This window comes from Microbulbifer variabilis, assembly GCF_020524905.1.
Classification (GTDB): domain Bacteria; phylum Pseudomonadota; class Gammaproteobacteria; order Pseudomonadales; family Cellvibrionaceae; genus Microbulbifer; species Microbulbifer variabilis_A.
Map to the genome: position 1 here is coordinate 88,084 of NZ_JAIVKI010000009.1, position 20,352 is coordinate 108,435.

The 20,352-nt window shown below is 46.0% G+C and carries 25 protein-coding genes and 3 pseudogenes; 26 read left to right on the forward strand and 2 right to left on the reverse strand.

Annotation, left to right across the window (positions count from 1 at the left end; all coding sequences use genetic code 11):
- The first annotated feature begins 2 nt into the window (after window positions 1-2).
- The 5 genes from nqrF to LC073_RS11880 all read left to right on the forward strand — a co-directional run bounded on the left by nqrF (window position 3) and on the right by LC073_RS11880 (window position 4,535).
- Window positions 3-1,226, forward strand: a complete 1,224-nt coding sequence (gene nqrF / locus LC073_RS11860) for an NADH:ubiquinone reductase (Na(+)-transporting) subunit F (RefSeq protein ID WP_226647298.1) — start codon at window positions 3-5, stop codon at window positions 1,224-1,226.
- A 14-nt stretch (window positions 1,227-1,240) separates the two neighbouring features.
- Window positions 1,241-2,299 (forward strand): FAD:protein FMN transferase, encoded by a 1,059-nt coding sequence (locus tag LC073_RS11865; protein ID WP_226647301.1) that lies wholly within the window; start codon window positions 1,241-1,243, stop codon window positions 2,297-2,299.
- Window positions 2,299-2,541, forward strand: coding sequence for a (Na+)-NQR maturation NqrM (gene nqrM / locus LC073_RS11870; protein ID WP_226647474.1), 243 nt, complete (start codon window positions 2,299-2,301; stop codon window positions 2,539-2,541). Before LC073_RS11865 ends, nqrM begins: the two co-directional genes overlap by 1 nt.
- 135 nt (window positions 2,542-2,676) lie before the next feature.
- The gene (gene sthA, locus LC073_RS11875; protein ID WP_226647303.1) at window positions 2,677-4,074 is read left to right on the forward strand and encodes a Si-specific NAD(P)(+) transhydrogenase; all 1,398 of its coding nucleotides are present in this window, start codon (window positions 2,677-2,679) and stop codon (window positions 4,072-4,074) included.
- Complete coding sequence (locus tag LC073_RS11880) at window positions 4,071-4,535, forward strand: thioesterase family protein (protein ID WP_226647305.1); 465 nt, start codon at window positions 4,071-4,073, stop codon at window positions 4,533-4,535. The genes sthA and LC073_RS11880 overlap by 4 nt, the downstream gene beginning before the upstream one ends.
- Before the next feature lie 26 nt (window positions 4,536-4,561).
- Here LC073_RS11880 and LC073_RS11885 read toward each other — a convergent pair whose 3' ends face one another.
- Window positions 4,562-5,563: an integron integrase gene (locus tag LC073_RS11885; RefSeq protein ID WP_226647308.1), complete on the reverse strand. Its 1,002-nt coding sequence runs from the start codon at window positions 5,561-5,563 to the stop codon at window positions 4,562-4,564.
- A gap of 328 nt (window positions 5,564-5,891) precedes the next feature.
- Here LC073_RS11885 and LC073_RS11890 point away from each other — a divergent pair, with 328 nt between their 5' ends.
- The 21 genes and pseudogenes from LC073_RS11890 to LC073_RS11990 all read left to right on the forward strand — a co-directional run bounded on the left by LC073_RS11890 (window position 5,892) and on the right by LC073_RS11990 (window position 19,007).
- Window positions 5,892-6,305 carry a hypothetical protein gene (locus tag LC073_RS11890; protein WP_226647310.1) on the forward strand — a complete coding sequence of 138 codons (414 nt, stop codon included), beginning with the start codon at window positions 5,892-5,894 and terminating at the stop codon, window positions 6,303-6,305.
- Between the two features lie 834 nt (window positions 6,306-7,139).
- The gene (locus tag LC073_RS11895; protein ID WP_226647312.1) at window positions 7,140-7,475 is read left to right on the forward strand and encodes a hypothetical protein; all 336 of its coding nucleotides are present in this window, start codon (window positions 7,140-7,142) and stop codon (window positions 7,473-7,475) included.
- Window positions 7,476-8,005: 530 nt separating this feature from the next.
- Window positions 8,006-8,623: a hypothetical protein gene (locus LC073_RS11900; RefSeq protein ID WP_226647314.1), complete on the forward strand. Its 618-nt coding sequence runs from the start codon at window positions 8,006-8,008 to the stop codon at window positions 8,621-8,623.
- Window positions 8,624-8,648: 25 nt separating this feature from the next.
- The gene (locus LC073_RS11905) at window positions 8,649-9,068 is read left to right on the forward strand and encodes a hypothetical protein (RefSeq protein ID WP_226647316.1); all 420 of its coding nucleotides are present in this window, start codon (window positions 8,649-8,651) and stop codon (window positions 9,066-9,068) included.
- A 144-nt stretch (window positions 9,069-9,212) separates the two neighbouring features.
- Entirely contained in the window at window positions 9,213-9,587 is a 375-nt protein-coding gene (locus tag LC073_RS11910; RefSeq protein WP_226647318.1) for a hypothetical protein, read from the forward strand.
- Window positions 9,588-9,619: 32 nt separating this feature from the next.
- A complete protein-coding gene (locus tag LC073_RS11915) occupies window positions 9,620-9,994 on the forward strand; it encodes a hypothetical protein (protein WP_226647320.1) in 375 nt (124 codons plus the stop codon).
- Between the two features lie 106 nt (window positions 9,995-10,100).
- Window positions 10,101-10,559: a hypothetical protein gene (locus LC073_RS11920; protein ID WP_226647323.1), complete on the forward strand. Its 459-nt coding sequence runs from the start codon at window positions 10,101-10,103 to the stop codon at window positions 10,557-10,559.
- A 483-nt stretch (window positions 10,560-11,042) separates the two neighbouring features.
- Complete coding sequence (locus tag LC073_RS11925; RefSeq protein WP_226647325.1) at window positions 11,043-11,465, forward strand: hypothetical protein; 423 nt, start codon at window positions 11,043-11,045, stop codon at window positions 11,463-11,465.
- Between the two features lie 146 nt (window positions 11,466-11,611).
- The gene (locus tag LC073_RS11930; RefSeq protein ID WP_226647326.1) at window positions 11,612-11,992 is read left to right on the forward strand and encodes a hypothetical protein; all 381 of its coding nucleotides are present in this window, start codon (window positions 11,612-11,614) and stop codon (window positions 11,990-11,992) included.
- Window positions 11,993-12,098: 106 nt separating this feature from the next.
- A complete protein-coding gene (locus LC073_RS11935) occupies window positions 12,099-12,458 on the forward strand; it encodes a hypothetical protein (protein WP_226647328.1) in 360 nt (119 codons plus the stop codon).
- A 170-nt stretch (window positions 12,459-12,628) separates the two neighbouring features.
- Window positions 12,629-12,907 (forward strand): hypothetical protein, encoded by a 279-nt coding sequence (locus LC073_RS11940; RefSeq protein WP_226647330.1) that lies wholly within the window; start codon window positions 12,629-12,631, stop codon window positions 12,905-12,907.
- A 178-nt stretch (window positions 12,908-13,085) separates the two neighbouring features.
- Window positions 13,086-13,463, forward strand: coding sequence for a hypothetical protein (locus LC073_RS11945; protein WP_226647331.1), 378 nt, complete (start codon window positions 13,086-13,088; stop codon window positions 13,461-13,463).
- Window positions 13,464-13,644: 181 nt separating this feature from the next.
- Window positions 13,645-15,177, forward strand: coding sequence for a transposase (locus tag LC073_RS11950; protein WP_226647333.1), 1,533 nt, complete (start codon window positions 13,645-13,647; stop codon window positions 15,175-15,177).
- Between the two features lie 192 nt (window positions 15,178-15,369).
- Entirely contained in the window at window positions 15,370-15,903 is a 534-nt protein-coding gene (locus tag LC073_RS11955) for a DUF4124 domain-containing protein (protein ID WP_226647335.1), read from the forward strand.
- A 71-nt stretch (window positions 15,904-15,974) separates the two neighbouring features.
- Window positions 15,975-16,190: a hypothetical protein gene (locus tag LC073_RS11960; protein WP_226647337.1), complete on the forward strand. Its 216-nt coding sequence runs from the start codon at window positions 15,975-15,977 to the stop codon at window positions 16,188-16,190.
- A 165-nt stretch (window positions 16,191-16,355) separates the two neighbouring features.
- Window positions 16,356-16,640 (forward strand): annotated as a pseudogene (locus LC073_RS11965) (transposase); the annotation flags it as partial.
- 11 nt (window positions 16,641-16,651) lie between these two features.
- A pseudogene (locus LC073_RS11970) lies at window positions 16,652-17,326 on the forward strand (IS3 family transposase).
- A 12-nt stretch (window positions 17,327-17,338) separates the two neighbouring features.
- Window positions 17,339-17,494 (forward strand): annotated as a pseudogene (locus tag LC073_RS21950) (IS3 family transposase); the annotation flags it as partial.
- Window positions 17,495-17,547: 53 nt separating this feature from the next.
- A complete protein-coding gene (locus tag LC073_RS11980) occupies window positions 17,548-18,087 on the forward strand; it encodes a hypothetical protein (RefSeq protein WP_226647339.1) in 540 nt (179 codons plus the stop codon).
- Between the two features lie 12 nt (window positions 18,088-18,099).
- Entirely contained in the window at window positions 18,100-18,297 is a 198-nt protein-coding gene (locus LC073_RS11985; protein ID WP_226647341.1) for a hypothetical protein, read from the forward strand.
- 119 nt (window positions 18,298-18,416) lie between these two features.
- The gene (locus tag LC073_RS11990) at window positions 18,417-19,007 is read left to right on the forward strand and encodes a TrmH family RNA methyltransferase (protein WP_226647343.1); all 591 of its coding nucleotides are present in this window, start codon (window positions 18,417-18,419) and stop codon (window positions 19,005-19,007) included.
- A 219-nt stretch (window positions 19,008-19,226) separates the two neighbouring features.
- On the opposite strand, the gene LC073_RS11995 is transcribed toward LC073_RS11990, so the two are convergent.
- Complete coding sequence (locus LC073_RS11995; RefSeq protein WP_226647345.1) at window positions 19,227-20,231, reverse strand: carbon-nitrogen hydrolase family protein; 1,005 nt, start codon at window positions 20,229-20,231, stop codon at window positions 19,227-19,229.
- Between the last annotated feature and the right edge of the window lie 121 nt (window positions 20,232-20,352).

Below are 20,352 nucleotides of genomic sequence, written 5' to 3' on the forward strand. Positions count from 1 at the left end.
GAATGAGTATTGAAATTATCCTCGGCGTTGCGATGTTTACCGTCATCGTATTGGCGCTGGTGGCGGTGATCCTTGTGGCCCGCTCGCGCCTGGTAAATACCGGCAACGTCAACATCCTGGTAAACGGTGAGAAGACAATCACCGTACCGGCCGGCGGCAAGCTGCTGCAAACTCTGGCTGCCAACAACCTGTTCCTGGCCTCCGCCTGTGGCGGCGGCGGCAGCTGTGCGCAGTGTGTGTGCAAAGTGACTTCTGGTGGTGGCGATATGCTGCCCACCGAAGCGGCACACTTCACTCCGCGCGATGCGAAGGAAGGTAAGCGTCTTTCCTGTCAGGTTGCGGTTAAGCAAGACATGGAAATCGAAGTACCGGAAGAAGTGTTTGGTGTGAAGCAGTGGGAGTGCACTGTGGAATCCAACCCCAATGTGGCCACTTTCATTAAGGAGCTGACTCTGCGTCTGCCCGAAGGCGAAAACGTTGACTTCCGTGCGGGTGGTTACGTTCAGCTGGAAGCGCCGGCTCACCACGTAAAATTCGCCGACTTCGTTGTGGAAGATCAGTACCGCGGTGACTGGGAACATTTCGGCTTCTTCAAGCTGGAATCCAAAGTAACCGAGCCAGTAGTTCGCGCCTATTCCATGGCCAACTACCCGGAAGAAAAGGGTGTTGTGAAGTTCAACATCCGTATTGCGACTCCGCCGCCCCGTGCCGAGGGCATTCCACCGGGTCAGATGTCTTCTTACGTGTTTAGCCTGAAGCCGGGTGACAAAATCAAAGTGTACGGACCCTTCGGTGAGTTTTTCGCCAAGGATACCGACAACGAGATGGTATTTATCGGCGGTGGTGCCGGCATGGCGCCGATGCGTTCACACATCTTCGACCAGCTCAAGCGCCTGAATTCCAAGCGCAAGATCAGCTTCTGGTACGGTGCTCGCTCCCTGCGCGAGATGTTTTACGAAGATGACTACAATGGCCTGGCTGCCGAGTTTGATAACTTCCAATGGCACGTAGCTCTGTCAGATCCTCAACCGGAGGACAACTGGACCGGTTACACAGGTTTCATTCATAACGTCGTCTATGAAAACTACCTGAAGGACCACCCGGCTCCAGAAGACTGCGAGTACTATATGTGTGGACCGCCCATGATGAATGCTGCAGTAATCAGCATGCTCAAAGACTTGGGCGTAGAGGATGAAAATATCCTCCTCGATGATTTCGGTGGTTAAACGGAGAGCTTAGTTTGCTAAACGCAATCAAAGCCCCGATAAAAGCAAAAACAGGGCCCGTTCTTCCGGCCCTGTTTTTGCTTTGGGCGACTGTAATTTTCACTGCCTGTACCCCGGCCCCTGAGAACTGGCAGCTCAGCGGCCACACCATGGGCACCACTTATCACATTACGGTTGTTGATGTACCTCAAAGCGTAAAGCGTGGTGAGCTGCAAACGCTGATTGACAGTGAGCTGCAGCAGGTCAACCAGGAGATGTCCACCTATATCGAGAACTCCGAGTTGATGCGATTCAACCGCAGCCCCGTGGGTCAGGCCATCCCGGTCAGCGAACCTCTCGCGGATATTGTGGCGCTGTCTCTGGATATTTATCGTCGCAGTGAGGGTGCCTTCGAGGTCACGGTCGGCCCTCTGGTCAACCTATGGGGGTTTGGTCCCCAACCAGAACCTGAGCAGATTCCCTCTGAAACGGATATTGCCGAACTGCAGCAGATTGTTGGTTCCGATGCCCTTAGCGTGACCCGCAATCCTGATACTATCACCCGCCAGCGACCGGTAGAGATTGACCTATCGGCCATTGCCAAGGGACATGGTGTCGATCGTGTTGCACTTCTGTTGGAGCAGCAGGGAATTCGCAACTACCTGGTCGAAATCGGTGGTGAACTGCGTACCCTCGGTGTGAATCCAAAAGGTAAGGCCTGGCGAATCGGGATCGAAGCCCCTGATTCTTTCGGCCAGATGGTCCAACAGCCCATTGATGTGAGTGGTAAGGCGGTGGCCACTAGTGGTGACTACCGAAATTACTATGAGCGGGATGGAGTGCGCTATGCGCACAGTATCGACCCCCGTACTGGCCGACCGTTGCAACATAAGTTGGCATCGGTAACTGTGGTAGCAGGTACCTGTGCTGAAGCAGACGGTCTTGCCACTGCGCTCAATGTACTTGGGGCGGATGTAGGTCTGGCTTTGGCCGAACGCGAAAACCTGGCTGTTTTCATGCTGGTAAAAACTGATAAGGGATTTGAAGAGCGTTATAGTCGTGCCTTTGCTCCCTACCTAGAGAGGTCTAAGTGATGACAATATTTATTTTTGCTTTTATTGCCATGCTATTAGTTGTTGCCGGAATGGCACTAGGAGCCATGGTGCAAAACAAGCCATTGAAAGGTTCCTGTGGTGGTTTGAACAATATCGGTATGAAGCAGGATTGCACCATTTGTGGTGGTAACGACGACAAGTGTGAAAAAGAGCAGGAGCGCCAGCGCCAGGAAAAAGTTGCCGCTGAAGACCTCGCTTACGACGCCACCAAGCGCAAGTAAGCAACCCTTCCCAAGCTCGTGATCAACGGGCTTGTTGTTTTATATCATTGGCACCAATCGTGTCGATTTTAATATTGAATGTGAGTCGCTTTCACGGCTTACATTCCGTTTTGGAAAATAGAATTAGAGCGATAGATGGCAGAGCAAAAGTTTGACTTGGTTGTAATTGGTTCTGGCCCCGCAGGTGAGGCCGCGGCAATGAGTGCCGCGAAAAAGGGCATGCGCGTCGCAGTGATCGAAAAACGCCAGGCAGTGGGTGGCAACTGTACCCACAAGGGGACTATTCCCTCCAAGGCACTGCGCCACTCTGTCAAACAATTAATGCGTTATAACACCCAGAGCGTTTTTCGTGCATTGGGAGAGCCGCGTCGCCTGACCTTTCCCCAGGTGATGCAGACGGTAAACAAGGTGATTTCCTATCAAGTGGAAATGCACACCTCGTTTTACGCACGTAACCGAGTTGAATTGATCGTCGGGGCGGCAAATTTCCGTGATGCTAACAGCGTGGAAGTACAACTGCCCGATGGCGCTATGGAAATTGTCACCGCGAAAAAATTTATTATCGCCACCGGTTCGCGCCCATATCGTCCAGCGGATGTAGACTTCGATCACGAGCGTGTCTACGACAGCGATATGATTCTGGATATGCAGCACACGCCGCACTCTATTATGATTTACGGAGCGGGTGTGATTGGCTGTGAATACGCTTCTATTTTTGCTGGTCTTGGTATTAAGGTGGATTTAATCAATACCCGCAGCAGCCTGTTGGAATTTCTCGATGACGAGATCTCTGATGCACTGAGTTACCACCTGAGAGATATGGGAGTCACCGTTCGCCATCAGGAGGAGTATGCGCGTGTACTCCCCAATGATCAGGGCGTAATTATGGAGATGCAGTCTGGCAAGCGTATCCATGCCGATGCTCTACTCTGGTGTAATGGCCGTACAGGTAATACCAATTCTTTGGGCCTGGAAAATGTCGGCCTCGAAGCCAACCATCGCGGTCAATTAAGCGTGGATGATCACTACTGTACCGAAGTGGAAAATATATTTGCCGTTGGTGATGTAATCGGTTGGCCCAGCCTTGCCAGTGCCTCCTATGATCAGGGGAGGGCAGTAGCGGCGGCCATTGCCGGTCGCGGGCACCATGTGATAGAAGATGCTCCCACTGGTATTTATACCCTGCCAGAAATTTCCTCAGTCGGTAAAACCGAATCCGAGCTGACCGCAGGCAAGGTGCCCTATGAAGTGGGACGCGCGCTCTTTAAACACACAGCGCGCGCTCAGATTTCTGGCGAGCGTGTGGGGATGCTTAAGATCCTGTTCCATATCGAAACTCGTGAGATTCTAGGTATTCACTGTTTTGGTGCTGAAGCGGCAGAGATTGTGCATATTGGCCAGGCCATCATGAAGCAGCCCACCCCAAATAACACTATCGATTATTTCGTTAATACCACATTTAATTACCCCACCATGGCGGAGGCCTATCGCAGTGCCGCATTGGATGGCCTCAACCGGGTTGCACGGCTATGACAGAACCCTCACCAAGTGAGTTTCAAGAATTGGTAAAGGGGTTTTTTGAACAAATCCCTTTTAATCAGCAAATTGGACTTGAAATGCGCTCCCTTGATTTGGAAGCGCTCACCCTTTCTGCTGGGTTCGAGCTGCGGCCACAGCTGATCGGTAATATCTGGAAGAATATTCTGCATGGTGGCGTTATCGCCACAGCCCTGGATACTGTCGGTGGCTTGACCGCAATGGTTGCGGCTTACCAGAGAATGGGAGACGTACACTGGAAAGAAAAGGCCGAGCGCCTCTCCAAGCTGGGCACCGTAGATATGCGTGTTGATTACTTAAAGCCGGGCAGAGGAGAGCACTTTCTTTGTGAGGGTTCCATCCTGCGTACAGGCAACAAGCTTGTTGTTGCGCGGATGGAGCTGAGTAATGATGATGCTGAGCTGATTGCTACGGGCACTGCAACCTATCTTTACTGATTTTGCGGAAAGAGTGGTGAGGTGAGTTAAAGTGCCGGATTTCTACCTTGATCGAGAGGGCTGATAATACCCCGCTCATGTATTCCAATAACATGGGTGTAGATCATAGTGGTACTGACATCGTTGTGGCCAAGCAGCTCTTGAATGTTACGGATGTCTGCACCAGCCCTTAGTAGATTGGTCGCAAATGAATGGCGAAAAGTATGACAGCTGACTTTTTTGCGAATGCCTAGTGTAGAAATAGCTTTGGCAACAGCTCGCCTTATCTGTTGCTCCGCTAGATGATGCCTTCTTATGATTCCACTACGAGGATCCAGCGAACGCTCCCTGGCTGGGAACAGATACTGCCAGGCAGGGTTAGTTTCCGCTTTTGGGTACTTTTTTGACAGAGCAAATGGTAAATAGACCTTACCAAAACCTTCTGCAAGATCTTGCTTGTGTAAGGTGAGGGCCGTATGGATTTGTACTCGAATAGGTTCAATCAGGGAATTGGGCAGAAGGGTTCTTCGCCACTTCTCACTCTTGGATTCCCTTACCACCAAGCATTGATCAGTGAAATCCACATCTTGTACTCGAAGGCGAACCGCCTCCATCACCCGGAGACCTGATCCATACATCAATGATGCTGCGAGTTTAGCCGGACCGTTTAGCTTGCATATAATCCCAGTGGCTTCCTGATGGCTAAAAACCACAGGCAGCCGCCGTGGGCGGTGGCTACCTTCAAATTGAAGCTGCCCCAAGTCGACACCCATAAACTGTTTATATAAGAAAACAATCGCGTTTAAGGCTGTTCTTTGTGTATTGACTGATACAGAGCGATTGGCAGCCAGGTGACTTAACCAAAGGTCCACCTCAGGCTTGCCGAGTTCTTCTGGCCGCTGCATTTGATTGAAGCGAATATAATCCTTAATCCAATAACAGTAGGTCTGCTCAGTCTTATAGGCTAAGTAGCGAGAGCGCATAAAAGTACGTAAACGATCCATGAATCGGGATGGATGCTTGGGGATAGGCACAGGAATGTCATCCATTTCAAAATACCTATTCTGTATTTATGTACAGTATTGTGGAGGAAGTGACCGGATTGCAAATCGAATTTCGATCAGTTTGATTGTTATTTTGAGGTTTTGGAATATTTCATCTAAAAAGTTAATAAATACAGAGAGTTATGAGTAAATAGAAATTCCTGGATAGTAATCATGTTGATCATTTTTCCATTGAGTACGATAGTGCAAATGTCAGGTAAGCTTTTGATTCAGGTGGATATTTGGAGAGGTTGACGCAGGATTGATTCTGGGATAGCAATCAGGATAATAGAGGGCATTGTGATTACTATATAAATGTTAGGCGGAATCAGCCATGAAGAAAGTATTCTCTTTAGAAATTGAGCACGAAGACGATCCTTCACGAGTTGAAAAGGCACAGAAACTGTCTCTCGATAGCAGTAGGCCTCATTTAGGTCTGAAAGGTATTTATGGTTTATATGGCTCGCCTGAGTGGTGGGAGAATATTTATAGTGGCCAAGTCCCTAGCAAGACTTATGAAGGTGTCATTGAAGATATCCACTTTACTGGCATGCATAATGAGGCTGAAGGTTTCACTTTAAAACTAGATAATGGTGGTACTTATTCATACACCTGCGTAGTGAATCGGAAAAGAAATATGAAACACTATCAAGTTGGCAGGAGAGCAAAAGTAACCACATTTATCGAAGTTCTAAAGAAGGGAGCAGATCACGAGTTTGTATGGCAAATAGAGGTGGAAAATGCCTAACAAGTCAAAGCACGCGGACTTGGTAAAGCTGTCACCTTTTTTGTTCCAAAAAAGCCGCCAACTTCACCAAGCCGGTGTTTGAGGCGTTATTGTGGCGGTCAATTTTTAGATGGTTTGTAGTTGCTCCAAGTAACAATCTCTACCTGAACACGCTCTACCAGAGAGTTTTCCTGCAAGCTGGCACCGCAGTTTCGTTAAAGTGCCGTCGTTTTAAGTCAACAAGCCCTGCAAGTCAGTTGCACCATTGTGGAGTGCCAATCAGCTAGTTAATTGGTGTGGAAAGTATGTTATTTTTCCCTGTATATTTATCAGGCAGTGGCCAGCCAAAGGTGGCTGGCAAAGAGCAAATAGGTCGTTCAGTGCGCGCCAGCTATAACCAGGCCAGGCAAGATCGCCCAGCCGGTGGCTGGGCTGGACAGCCTACGCTTTGCTTCGGCTGCCCTTGCTGGCAACGTTATTGTGGCGGTCAATTTTTAGATGGTTTTTAGTTGCTGCAAGTAACAATCTCTACCTGAACACGCTTCGCCAGATAGTTTTCCTGCAAACTGGCACCGCAGTTTCGTTCAAGTGCCTTCGTTTTAAGTCAACAAGCCCTGCAAGTCAGTTGCATCATTGTGGAGTGCCAATCAGCTAGTTAATTGGTGGGGAAAGTATGGTATTTTCCCTTGTAAATTTATCGGGCAGTGGCCAGCCAAAGTTGGCTGGCAGAGAGCAAGTAGGTCGTTCAGGGCGCGCCAGCTATAACCAGGCCAGGCAAGATCGCCCCGCCGGAGGCTGGGCTGGACAGCCTACGCTTCGCTTCGGCTGCCCTTGCTGGCAACGTTAGGTGAGCAAATGGAGAAATACGTAGTTCTTCTATTGATAGGCCTTCTTGCAGGCTGTGCTTCCACAAAAGTGGATAGCTGCAAAGTATCTGCGGAACAAGTTGCCACTCTTGAGAAGAATATTCGTGTATTTATGGGTGAAGCACCTAATGGCGAGTGCTCGGACGTTATCGCTGGTGAGGCGTTCTTCCACAGAAATTTTAAAAATGCTTGTCTAGTAGCTGTATCATATCCTCACGATAAGGAAAGCTGTGCCCCTGTCTTGGATGGTGATTATCATATTGTTTTTGAGCCAGAGTCTCTTCAGCCAATAGAGGAATTGCCATGGATTGTTCCGTACTACTAGGCACGAAATCACCTAACCAGGCAATGCAGCCGACGGCCAACTTTGTGCGCATTTTACGCGGTCGCTACGCCCCCATTATTGCGCAAAATGCGCACAAAGTTGGCCGCGTCTGATTGCGGCGTTATTGCGGCGTTATTGTGGCGGTCGGTTTTATTGATTTTTCGTAGTAACTGAAGGTTTAGTGACACTAAATAGCACTTAGTATTGAGCAGTTTTTACTGATTGCTATTTAAGCAGTTTCGCTCCTTGAGCGTTCGCGCAGGTGCTGTAAAAAGAGGCAGTTCGCAATAATTTCGTGGAGTGCCAGTAAGATAGGAATTGGTTGGGGAAAGTGCGGTGTTCTTTCCTCGTAAATATTGGGCAGTGGCCAGCCAAAGTTGGCTGGCAGAGAGCAAGTAGGTTGTCCAGTGCGCGCCAGCTATAACCAGGCCAGGCAAGATCGCCCAGCCGGAGGCTGGGCTGGACAGCCTACGCTTCGCTTCGGCTGCCCTTGCTGGCAACGTTATATTTCACGGTAACGGAGAGTATCGGTGATTGATCTAGATAGGTTCATTGTAGAATTGGATAGGCTCATTACAGCGGTCCATCTTTACGATGAGCTTTATTGCGATGACGAAGCAATAAAAGTCGTGAATTCAGTATCCAGCCAGGCTTTTAATATTATCCGGTTCTCAATGCACAACGACATAGTCATGTCGGCGGCAAAGCTTATCTATGATGGCAAAGGCTATAAAACCAAAGATCAAGAATACGAATACTTGAGTCAGTATAATCTAGCCACAAAGTACGAACATTTTATTGATGGCGAGCTACAAACAAATAGAGACAGAATTCGTACCCTAAAAGAATCTCTGAATGTGAAAAACTATCGCGATCTTGTCCTAGCCCACAATGACAAACCCACACTAACGGGAGAGTCTGAATTACCGAAACATAACCTAGAAACAACCACTCTATTAGAGTTACTTCAAGAATCCAGGCTGTTATTCTTCGGCATTCGTTTAAAATTAGCTAAGGAACAAGGCGAAACTAGCTTAGCAGTATCGGGTTGCAATGTAGTCCGTAGCGGCGTGGGTTATAACCTTGTAAGGAAGCTAAAAAATATAACAAACAAAGGCAGCCGACGCATACATGCGCAGCTGCTTTGAGCGTTACGTTTCAAGAGGGAAATAAATGACCATCATTGAAATCTTTAAAGATTGGCTGGTTCCAATATTGAGTATCATGCTGTCTTTCATCAGCGTTGGGCTTGCAATTTGGTTTGCATCATCCGCAAAAAATGATGCTCAAAAAGCACAAATGGTTCTTGATAACGTTAATGCTGCTATCGAGGGGTGGCAAAAGCAGATAATGGCTTCTACCGTTGGTATCTTGGATTCAATGCCTCAGGTAATTGAAGGAAAAGCTGCTCTCGCAAAAGTTGAGGCAGCGCAATCACTAACTAATGGAATTCAAGATGCTATTCATCAAATTGCTACAAATCCTCAACCAGGGGCCGCAGGGCATACTCAAGAAGAGGCTCTTAAAACTTTAACAAAGCAGCTGAACGAGTTGCTTGCATCAATGGTGGGCGCCAGCCCCCAAAAAACGTAACAAACGCAAGCAGGATGCTCCGGCCCTTCGGGCCTCCGCGGGACGCCCAACGCTATGCACGTTTTGTGCGGGTCGCTGCGCTCCCAGTTTCGCACAAAACGTGCATAGCATTGATCGCCCCTGTTGCGGGCGTTAAAAGACAAAATGAATCCAACCATAGTCACAAGTTTTTTGTTCTTTATAGTGTTGTCCCTGGGGTCAATAACCCTCAGCGGCGCTCCAGCAAAAGTCCATGTGGTAAACGTTGTTTGTTTCTTTGTTGCATTTGTTCTGGGCACTGTCGTAGCAGAGAAAAGGCTAAGCAATTTACCAGCCTATATAATTTGGCTCATGGCGGGCCTTGTTGGATTATTTTCCTGGGATGTTGTTTCTTCTCTTGTCATAGTTAAGGCAGAGATATTTATGGGGTGGTATATTCTTTACCCAGCAGGCTTGCTCGGCATTCTGTGCCTACAAATTTTGGCTCGTGCCGCCAGCAAGTCCGGACCTTTTAACAAGCAAAGGCAAGGCGACGCATAAATGCGCGCTTGCTTTGGGCGTTAAGTGTCATTATGGACGATAGAGCATTTACAAAATTAATTGAGTATCTTGAGAAAGTTCCAGCGATACATGGTGCCATCGGAAAAGGTTCAGAAGCAGATGGTTGCTGGTGGGTGAAATTCGATATTGATATTCACCATCAATTTGCGTGGCACACCGTCCAGGAGCTTGGTCATGTTTTGAACTACATGTCAGTCAATGAGCGTCTGCCAACATCTTTTCACCCGGTGTCTCCACCACCTTATATGAATGGTGGCCCTGACGAGTTTCTATCTTGGGTAATAGAGTGCCATAACCCAGAATTTAAGCCTGGCACATGTGCTGAGTGGCTTATTGGCCGTTTGCCAAATCCAGTTGAGGACTTAGGGCAATGGGCTACGGAGTAAAACACTTAACGAGGGTAGGCAACATCGTCAGCGCAAAAAGCGCGCTGACAGGACGGCTTACGCTACGCTTCAGCCGCCGTTGCTACCGGCGTTATACGCAACCAATATGAAATACAGTGCAGCCGAATACAATGTTTTGAGCTATCTCTTGAAAAAGAATGTTATGTCTTACGAGAAAGCTATTGAATGGGCGTACTCCCAATATACTGATGAAGGAGCTGATCCATTTATTGAAAAGATATCTTTGGCATCTGATGTCTCCGAGATGCTTGAGTTAATAAGCAATGACTTCCAGGTTTATGGAGAGCCAAGTCAAGATTTTCTTGTAGGAGAAGCTGCGAGCAAATATTCAAAGGGACAATTGACTTTATACGATGCTATACAACGAATTCTCTTTGACCTTGATTTAGAATTGCCAGAAGAAGATCAGCAAGAACTATATATAGCTGAAGATTATTTTGGCTGGCACGACCAAGCAGAGAAAGAAGCAGTTAAGCATGTGCTACCAATATTTAGTAAATACAGGCCCGTTTTTGAGAGCGCTGTTGCAAAGTTCAGCGTATAACAAGCGCATGTTGTCGCCCTTCGGGCTGGGACGGCTTACGCTGCGCTTCAGCCGCTCCAAATGCGTGCGTTATTGTGGCGTTCAATTTTTAGATAGTTAGTAGTTGCTGCAAGTAACAATTTCTACCTGAACACGCTTCACCAGAGAGTTCTCTTACAAATTGGTACCGCAGTTTCGTTCATGTGCTTTCGCTTTAATTCAACAAATTCTGCAAGCAAGTTGCCCCATTGTGGAGTGCCAATCAGATAGTTAATTGGTGGTGAAAGTATGGTATTTTCCCCTGTAAATTTATCGGGCAGTGGCCAGCCAAAGGTGGCTGGCAAAGAGCATCTAGGTCGTTCAGTGCGCGCCAGCTATAACCAGGCCAGGCAAGCTCGCCCAGCCGGAGGCTGGGCTGGACAGCCTACGCTCTGCTTAGGCTGCCCTTGCTGGCAACGTTAGGCATCTATGTTCAGTGTAATGAATCAGCATAAGTATCTCGATATGATTGAGATACAAGAAACCTATAAAGACTGTCTCAGAATAGTAATAGCGGAGGCTGGTGTATCTGATGCGTCACCGGGAATAACATCAGAAGAAGAGCCAAATGAGACACTACGAGAGATGTTGAACACGAGCAAGCCCATAGAGGTAACCGACAGCAGTGCTCACTATGAAATTATCTTCGATGATTACATAGCATATGCAGTTACAAATGAAAGCTATGCTGGAGGCATCGAAGAAAAGTTCGAGGGTAGGCTTGCACGGGTTTACTCGAAGTCAGCGTTTCTAAACTATATTGGCCAAGGTACATTCGCTACATCAGAGTATCCTGGCCCATTTGTTCACTATGGCTTTTGCTGCCTGAACCAAATCATAGATGTTGTTTCTGAAAGTCCTCCAACAGTGAAATTAATTAATGCCTAACAAGTCAATCAACTTCGCGCCTACGGCGCCGGACAGCTTACACTACGCTTCGCTTCATTCCAGCTGCCGGTTATTGATGCGTTAACCATACAGGAAAGAATATGTGCGATTGCCGAAAATCACGGGAGTATTTAGAGAGCTGGGGCGTGCTAGATACCCTGGGTCCGATCATATTACATGGCGAAGAAGGGTTCCCGAATGACGGCACAGATTTGGGGCAGAAAGCCGTGTCTCACCTACAAAGTTGCGCAAGCTGCAAAACATGGCTCAAGTCTCGGGTTGATCCGAAAGCTGACCAAAGAATTCAGAGGTTAAATCAATATTGCTGCCCAATGATGTTTGGTGCTGTAGAGAAATCAGAACCAGAAGATCTTCACCTAAAGCTAGTTTATTTTAGGGATGAGCGCTTCTGGATTGTAGATCAGCCAGAAAGAGAGTTTGGGTTTGTTTCCTTCTCATATTGTCCCTGGTGTGGGAAAAGGCTTCCTGAAAATCCATTCATTGATGACGAGAAGGGTATTGGCTAACAAACGCAGGCAGTATGCTCCAGCCCTACGGGCTTCCGCGGGACGGCCTACGCTCTGCTTCGGCCGCCCCTGCTGCGAGCGTTAGCACTAGGTGGCTGATCGACATATGAAATCAGAAAAATTAACAGTTGGGCTGCTTATCGTTGCTTATGCAATTATCGGAATTGCCAATTTCTTGATGCAATACCATTTGGGTGGCTGGAGCAATGCCGTAAGAAATTTCGCTCCTTATCTGATATTTCCAGTGCTCTTGCTACTCTCTCTCAATGGTAGGGCTGGCGTAAAGTTAGGAACTTTATTTTTCGTTTTATTGCTAGGTATTTTGAGCATCTATGGTATATACCTAAGGTGGTCGGAGTATGTATTCGGGGAGAGAGCGGTATACTCTATTGAGCTGTTATTTTATTTTTCAGCTGCAATATTACTATATAAAATTGGATACCTGACCCTAGATCGCGGCGAGTAAAGTGCTAACAATCGCAAGCAGGTTACTCCGGCCCTACGGGCCTCCGCGGGACGCCCAACGCTATACATGTTTTGTGCGGGTCGCCGCGCTCCCAGTTTCGCACAAAACGTGCATAGCATTGGTCGCCCCTGTTGCGGGCGTTATAAACCCGTAGCTACATCGGATCAATAATGAGCAAGTTACGAAATCCAGGTCCTATAATTACAGCCCAGACAGGATGGGAAGAGGCGTTTCTTATAGGAACCGAGCAAGAGCTGCTCGAATTTGCGGAGAACATAATTCAGTCAGTCAACTCTGCGAGGAAAGAAGAGTTCTTTGGTGAAGAGGCCCGAGTATCAAAATTCTATGCTGTCACAGGCCAATACAGCGAAGTCCAGTTTGATTGGCTGGTGGTCACCAAGGACAGCAACCAAACAGTTGAGCTTGCCAATAAGATACAGGGCTTATAACAAGGCCATTAAATTCGTTACGGCCACCGAAGGCGTGGCCTCCACCGGACTGCCTACGCGCTGCTTTGGCAGCCGTTTATGTCGGCGTTAGGTGAATATGAGATAAATACTTTTAACTATTTTTTTAGCTCTTGCTTCACAAGCGACTGCTTGTGGTGAGTGTGATCTTGTAGATACTTTGAGCCGGATCTCTGAATTCAAAAATATTTCACGAAAGAAACTTTCGCTAGCCATTGACCAAGGGAAGTGGAATAAGTGGAAAAGCGCTTATGCGCTTTGCTACAAAGAAGAGTCTTCACAGTGTTACTTAATTATCTTCGGGGCAGGTGACCCGCATGTAACCGACATGAGTAAAATCGAACATGCAAACCTCGGTAAATTAGGTGCGCCAGCAACTAAGTATGAAAACGTAAAAACAACAGTAACTAAATGGTTTTATTCGGATGACAGGTTCTTTCAGTTAGAGCTAAAAACCGTTGCTTATAGAGATGGACAGAGACTTACAGTAACAGAACCTGTATTTGTAAAGAAGAATGGCGAACTTATTTATCGGTAAGTCACCTAACCAAGCCAGGCAGTACGCTCCGGCGCTGCGCGCCTCCGCAGGACGGTCTACGCTATGCGCTATGCGCATACACAGCGTAGGCCGCCTCTGCTGGCAACGTTCAGGCTGTAGAAAAACTCTTAAAAGGTAGTTTTTTTGTTAAAATGGAGGTCTTGATGTCGAGATTATCCATATGCCCAATTTCAAACATTACGATTACAACCAAGATGCAATGGTCGTCATCAATTTCGAAGAACAACTACAACCTGAAACCTTTGAATTTACACTTCATCATTTGATTGATGACCATATCGATCTATCTGTCTTCCATAAAAAATATCAAAATGATAGCGGCGGGCGAACCGCCTATGATCCGGCTATCCTACTGAAAGTCATATTGTTTGCTTACTCAAAAGACCTTACTTCAAGCCGTGAAATTCAATGGCAATGTGAAAACAATATCCTCTTCAAAGCACTGTCATGCGATACCGTTCCACATTTTACTAGTATTGCGAGTTTCGTAAGCAGTTATCCTGATGCGATTGAGTCGGTGTTTGAGCAAGTGTTACTGGTCTGTGATCAGCAGGGGCTGCTTGGCAACGAACTATTCGCCATAGATGGATGCAAGATGCCATCCAATGCCAGTAAAGAACATTCGGGGACTTTTAAAGAGCTAGAGCAGAAGCAGGAAAAGATTCGCAAGAAGATCAAACATTGCCTCGAAGAGCAAAAGAGGCTTGATGGAAGGAAACCTAAAGAGAAAGAGCGAAAGCAAGCGGTAGTTAAGGCAGCTGATACCCTGCAGAAACACTTTGATAAAATTGATCAGTTCTTAAAGAATCACTCCCCCAGGATGGGGCAAGGTAAAAACCCTAAAGAGGTAAAAAGTAATATTACGGACAATGAATCAGCCAAGATGACTACCAGCAAGGGAACCATCCAGGGCTATAACGGTGTTGCCGCAGTTGATAGGAAGCATCAGATCGTTGTTGAAGCACAGGCCTTTGGTGAGGGGCAAGAACATCATACACTGAAGCCTATTCTCGATGGCATCAGTTGCCATTATCAGAATATAGGAAAAGAAGAAGACATCTTGGTCAAACAGGTCATCATTACTGCTGATACTGGATTCACCAACGATGCTAACTATAGCTACCTTCGAGAAAAGGGCATTAATGCCTACATACCTGACAATAAATTCCGTTCACGTGATAAAGCTTTTGCTAAGCAAAAAGCCAAGTATGGCAAGCGTAATCAAAAAGGTAGAGCTAATACTGAGCAGACTTTCCCAGCTAGTGAATTTACATTCAACAAGAAAAATAAAACCTGCATCTGTCCGGCAGGAAAATCCATGCTCTTGTTAAAAGAAGAGCATGTTAGTGAAGGTAAGAAAAAGCTATTGTTCGAAGGGCGACTCACTGATTGCAGGGAATGCAGCCTTAAAGATCAATGTATGCGAAACCCAGATTCTGCAGACTCTCGAAAAGGACATGGAAGGCAAGTATCCCTTACTTGGACAAACGGACGGACAGCCACCGACTGGATGAAAAAGCGGGTTGATAGTATCGAGGGCAAGACCATTTATGGGCATCGAATGTCTGTTGTCGAGCCAGTGTTTGGGAGCATTGGTACCAACAAGCGATTGAATCGCTTCTCGCTACGAGGAAAATTAAGGTTCAGGGACAATGGCAGATATTCTGCTTGGTACATAACATTGAAAAGTTGATGAGATATGGCAGTATCCACTGATTGAGTATAAATTTAGGGTAGCAAAACGCCTAAATTTAATACAATGAAAGAAATTTGGTGGGATAGATAAATTTAGGCCGAAATTTTAATTGGAGGAGTCTGAAGAGTGACAGCTTTTTCTAAAACTGTTTTTCTACAGCCTCGTTAGGCCATTCAAGGTTAACCTTCAGTGAAAAATATTTTAGTCATCGCTTTAGTTTTGATTGCTTCTACCTTTGCTCATGCAGAGGTCTTTTCCTGTAAAGTCGATGGAAGAGTTGTTTTTACCGATGACCGCAAAAACTGTGGATCTGAGGCTTCTAGCGTTGAACTAAATTTAAAAGAGGATAAACGAGTAAACTATCGTTATCCAGAAAGAAAATATGAAGATAGAAGTGGGGCTTATTCAATCTTTGTTGAATCCCCTGAGAGCCGCAAAGATAAACAAAAGTTAGATCGAGCGGTAGATAGGCTAAATAAAACCCTTGACCTAATTTTTAACAAGATACCGATTTCCAGTCACAGTTATCTAAAAGATACCGATTTTTATATAATGATAGGTCCTAAATCGAAGCTAGGTGGAGAGAAGAACGGATTAAGATATTTCCCAAAGAGTGGAGACTCTAAGTTACTAATCGGTGATAGGCGATGGAGTCGCTCGATCGTGATATATAATGTAGAGAATTTTCTCTGGTTTTCTGACCTTTGGGTAAAAAAAGTGTAATGCATGAGCTGGCTCACGCTTGGCACTATGAGGATTGGTCTGAAAATTATCGGTTACTAAGAGACGCATGGATGTCGTCTCGGCAGAATAGCCTTTATCTAGCGCAAGAAGATGTAAAGGGTAAAATATTAAAGCCTGCATATGCGTCAAAAAATGAAAAAGAATACTTTTCCGAGCTATCAGCAATATATTTTGTTGGTGGGAATTACTACCCCTTTAATAGAAGTGACCTAAAAATATATGATCCAACAGGTTGCTCAATGGTTGAGCGTGTATGGGGGTTATGAGCCTAACAAATCAATCAACTACGCGCCTTCGGCGCCGGACGCAGCAAAGCTACGCCGGTTATTGAGGCGTTATGTATAAGACTTACCCACGTTTAGTAGACACCCTGTATAGTTAGGTTTAGGCCTAACACGGAGGTGTATAATGGGTAAAAAAGAACTCAGGCGTATACGGAGGAGTTCCGTAGAGAAGCAGTTAAGAGGGCTGAGAAGCCTGGAACAACAACGGCTTCTGTGGCACGAGAGCTAGGCGTCAGCGCACAGCAGATTTACAACTGGCGTCGTCAGTTTAATCGACTATCTGATAAGCAGTTCAATAGTTTAGATGGCGTCGACTATTCAAAACAGGAAAGCGCTGAAGTTCGCAAGCTCAGGAAGGAGCTGCATGAAGCTCGTCAGGAGGTTGAGTTTCTAAAAAAGGCAGCTGCGTACTTTGCGAACCACCAAGAGTAAAGTACGCACTGATACAAGAGCATGTAGGGTTATTCCCGGTTAGCTTGATGTGTAGGTGTTTAGAAGTCTCAAGATCAGGTTATTATCGATGGCGAGGGCGGTTGCCACCTCCTCGCATGATTAGAAAGATACGAACAATCGAGAAAATCCGAGAGACGTTTGCTGAGTTTAAAGGTCGTTATGGAGCGCCTAGAATCACTTGCGAGCTTCAAGAGTTGGGTGAACCATGCTCACGGAACTACGTCGCTAAGCTTATGCAACAGGAGCATCTTAAAGCGAGAAACGGCAAAGGCTTTCGATATAGTCAGCCCGTAGAGGGGAATATCAATGTCGCCGCCAACCTACTTAAGCGTTGCTTCGATGTGGATCGACCAAATTGCCGCTGGATCAATGATATTACGTATATCTGGGTTCTGGAGCGGTGGTTGTACCTCGCAGTAGTTATGGATCTGTACTCACGACGTATTGTAGGTTGGGCATTCGACTCTTAAATGACCGATGAATTGACACGTCCAGCATTGAAAATGGCTCTAGAGCGACGACAAATAAAGCCTGGACTAATTGTTCACTCTGACAGGGGTGTGCAATATCGATCGCAGAAATACCAGGATCTCTTGTCCGAAAGCAAGTGCAAGCCGAGTATGAGTCGGCAGGCTAACTGTTGGGATAATGCAGCAATGGAATAATTCTTTAGCAGGCTAAAAGTCGAGCTGGTCTATGCCGAAACATTCGAAAGCGAAGAGCAATCAAAATCTGAAGTGTTTGAATACATTGAGATTTTCTACAATAGGGTTCGTAAGCACTCTGCATTGGATTATGTAAGCCCGGCAGAGTATGAGCGTAAATACGCATAGTTTGAGTGTTTACTTTTTGCGGGTAAGACCAGTTCAAAAGGAGTCATTAAGATATGAATGATTTGCGGCAGGAATTTGTGGCTTTAAAGCCTGCAGATAAGATAGCTTCAATTAGTTTAGTCGTTGCTATTTTAGTATTTGTTACAACTGCTATATCTGTTTCTATAGCATATTTAGGCTATTCGATAAGTAGTGCGGTAGAGGAGCGTAATAAACATGATTGGTCTATTGCTCAAGCAAATAATTTAAAGATGTTTTGGGAGGATATAGCATCTGTAGAAAATAACATTGTTCAACAGGTAGAAGTTGTTGGAAGCGACTCTGAAAAATTCATGGTAGCTGCGTTTAAAGTGCTAGATGAAATCGGATCTCTAGTGGCCCAAGGAAAGCCAGCCAAAATAGATGTAGATAACATAAAACTCAGTGGTGAATTTTCAGGACTTGTCTCAGCATACGCAAGTTTGCAGAGTTCGGTGGAAGGCATAGCAGTTAAGTACGACAATAGTGTCTTAATATACAACCCTATGATTGAAGTTCTTGATATAAATGGTTGGGAAGAATATCTGGGTCAGGCATCGAAACTCAAGCAGTGAAAGTTCCAGACCATGCAGCCTTATGAAGAAGCTTATAATCTAATCCACTCAATTACGAATTCAGGAAGATTTCCTGATAATTTTGAAAGCACGGTTCAGGAGCTAGGTTACAAGTTAGGGTATTCTTCAAAACTTCTTTCACCACCTTCATTAGATGGTGTTCTGGCATTGAAGAATAAAAATTACCCAGAAAGCATAACAAAGCAATAAATTTGGGTATGGGTAAAGTATCACCTTTGTTGCCTAAAAACGCAATAAAGTCATCATTTCACCCATGCAGGTTATTGCGGAGTTTATGCGTAAGTAAATTATCTGAGAACTACAAGAATATGGAAGCCGACAAAAGTGATGCTCGGAAAAGAGCTAATGAAATCAAGCCTTACCGCTGTAAAAATCTTATCGCTGTCCTCGAATATCCAATGGATATGAAGAACATCGGAACAGTCATTAGAAACGTCAATGCGCTAGGTGTCGAAAAAACGTATATTGTTGATCCACGCAATTCACTGCCTGATGATTGGCAGGAAATGAGAGAAAGGAAATCACTTTCTAAACCATCTGTATCTGCAATCAAATGGAGCTTCGTAAAGCGGTTTGATAGCACCGAAGAATGTCTGGCTCATTTGGAGAAGAACCGATATACCTCAATCGTCACTTCACCTCATGTAAAAGGAAAAGACAATTTTATATTGCACGAGGCTGATTATACACAGCCAAAATTGGCTGTATGGTTTGGTAATGAATCTAGAGGTATAAGTGATCTTGCAGTTGAAAATAGTGAATTCTGCGTATCCATTCCAATGTTTGGAATGATAGAAAGCCTGAATCTCGGAACAACTTCTGGAATTGTTTTGTATGAAGTTACTAAACAGCGCCGGGAGTATCAGGAAAAGTACAAGCGGGCCAACCGCGGCGCCTAAAAAAGTAATACACTCGACGGCATACGTTGTGCGTTTTGGCGCGGCTACAGCGCTCCTATTTCCGTGTAAATAATACAAAAAGTAAGCCGCGTTTGATTGCGGCGTTTAGCTATGCGTAATTTATGAAGGTGTTTTTCTTCTGTCACAACTCTATATTAAACAGATCTGGTATTAGTAAAACTCTGAATTTCCTTCCTTGTCTGGTATTTTGGGCTGGATTTAATAGGGAGACTCTGGCCTTCCTTTAAAATTAATCTCGTTAAAGTCGATTACCGAGCGCCGTGCTCTATGGTTATGCAATAGGGCCACTGCATCGGCGCGAGCATAGTGGCCTGCTGGATCGGCGGCGGTTTTGGCGGCGAGTATTTGGTCTAGGTCAATCTCATCAATCAATAGACCCTCTTGGTTGTGGGGGAGATGATCTTTGAATTCTGATCCGTCAGGGGCGAAGATTCGGCTGTAACCGCCCCCAATTTCTAAATAACTTTCCTGCTGTTCGTTTTTAACCAGCAGGTTGAAGATAGTTTTATCGATTATTGAGCAAGCAGATAACACAAAGCATTGCCCTTCTAACGCATAGATTTGGTAGACGCGCATACTGACTTCTGGGCTAAATGCTTTGAAGAGCTTTGCATAAAGACTGTAAGTGGGGGCTGCGGCACAGTGTATTTCCTCATTCTGGCTGTACAGTGCAAACTTCATGAGAGGCTGCAGGTGCTCCCAGCAGCAGAGGGCACCCAGACGTCCATATTCGGTTCCTGCAACAATCAGGTCACTGCCATCTCCCTCGCCAAATACACTGCGCTCTACATGGGTGGGCTTTAACTTGCGACGGCGCCAGAGAACGTCTCCTTCAGGCCCATAGTGCCACTGGGCAATATAAAGGCTGCCGCCCACTCGTTCTGAGAGGCCCATAATCACATGGATACCATTGCGGCATGCGGCTTTGCGTAGAGCTTGGTCGAATTTATCATCGGCGACGAGTGAGTTCTTGATATAGTTAATGGCGTACTGCATATTCTCCGCTGGTGCATTTAGCCAGATCCACCAGGGATATCCTGGTAGCCATAGCTCCGGGAAATTTATAATCTTTGCACCAGCTTGTCCCGCCTCATCAATAAAGGCGATCGCTTTTTCAACTCCTGCTTGCAAATCCAGTAAGCAGGGCGCGGCTTGAACTACAGCCACTTTTAACTTTGTGTTAGTAGATTTACTGTCCAGCATAATAAATGTTGTTTCTTGCTAAATAACACTGATCAACCCATAGCCCCTCTCAAAGGTCCAGATTAAGGCAAGGGCACAGCACATAGTGGCAATTGAATAGCGTAGTTGAGTCTCCCATGCT

Coding starts and splice junctions, on each gene's coding strand:
- nqrF (WP_226647298.1), top strand. CDS start 3: ATGAGTATTGAAATTATCCTCGGCGTTGCGATGTTTACCGTCATCGTA.
- nqrM (WP_226647474.1), top strand. CDS start 2,299: ATGACAATATTTATTTTTGCTTTTATTGCCATGCTATTAGTTGTTGCC.
- sthA (WP_226647303.1), top strand. CDS start 2,677: ATGGCAGAGCAAAAGTTTGACTTGGTTGTAATTGGTTCTGGCCCCGCA.
- LC073_RS11880 (WP_226647305.1), top strand. CDS start 4,071: ATGACAGAACCCTCACCAAGTGAGTTTCAAGAATTGGTAAAGGGGTTT.
- LC073_RS11885 (WP_226647308.1), bottom strand. CDS start 5,563: ATGGATGACATTCCTGTGCCTATCCCCAAGCATCCATCCCGATTCATG.
- LC073_RS11890 (WP_226647310.1), top strand. CDS start 5,892: ATGAAGAAAGTATTCTCTTTAGAAATTGAGCACGAAGACGATCCTTCA.
- LC073_RS11895 (WP_226647312.1), top strand. CDS start 7,140: ATGGAGAAATACGTAGTTCTTCTATTGATAGGCCTTCTTGCAGGCTGT.
- LC073_RS11905 (WP_226647316.1), top strand. CDS start 8,649: ATGACCATCATTGAAATCTTTAAAGATTGGCTGGTTCCAATATTGAGT.
- LC073_RS11910 (WP_226647318.1), top strand. CDS start 9,213: ATGAATCCAACCATAGTCACAAGTTTTTTGTTCTTTATAGTGTTGTCC.
- LC073_RS11915 (WP_226647320.1), top strand. CDS start 9,620: ATGGACGATAGAGCATTTACAAAATTAATTGAGTATCTTGAGAAAGTT.
- LC073_RS11920 (WP_226647323.1), top strand. CDS start 10,101: ATGAAATACAGTGCAGCCGAATACAATGTTTTGAGCTATCTCTTGAAA.
- LC073_RS11925 (WP_226647325.1), top strand. CDS start 11,043: ATGATTGAGATACAAGAAACCTATAAAGACTGTCTCAGAATAGTAATA.
- LC073_RS11935 (WP_226647328.1), top strand. CDS start 12,099: ATGAAATCAGAAAAATTAACAGTTGGGCTGCTTATCGTTGCTTATGCA.
- LC073_RS11940 (WP_226647330.1), top strand. CDS start 12,629: ATGAGCAAGTTACGAAATCCAGGTCCTATAATTACAGCCCAGACAGGA.
- LC073_RS11950 (WP_226647333.1), top strand. CDS start 13,645: ATGCCCAATTTCAAACATTACGATTACAACCAAGATGCAATGGTCGTC.
- LC073_RS11960 (WP_226647337.1), top strand. CDS start 15,975: ATGTCGTCTCGGCAGAATAGCCTTTATCTAGCGCAAGAAGATGTAAAG.
- LC073_RS11980 (WP_226647339.1), top strand. CDS start 17,548: ATGAATGATTTGCGGCAGGAATTTGTGGCTTTAAAGCCTGCAGATAAG.
- LC073_RS11985 (WP_226647341.1), top strand. CDS start 18,100: ATGCAGCCTTATGAAGAAGCTTATAATCTAATCCACTCAATTACGAAT.
- LC073_RS11990 (WP_226647343.1), top strand. CDS start 18,417: ATGGAAGCCGACAAAAGTGATGCTCGGAAAAGAGCTAATGAAATCAAG.
- LC073_RS11995 (WP_226647345.1), bottom strand. CDS start 20,231: ATGCTGGACAGTAAATCTACTAACACAAAGTTAAAAGTGGCTGTAGTT.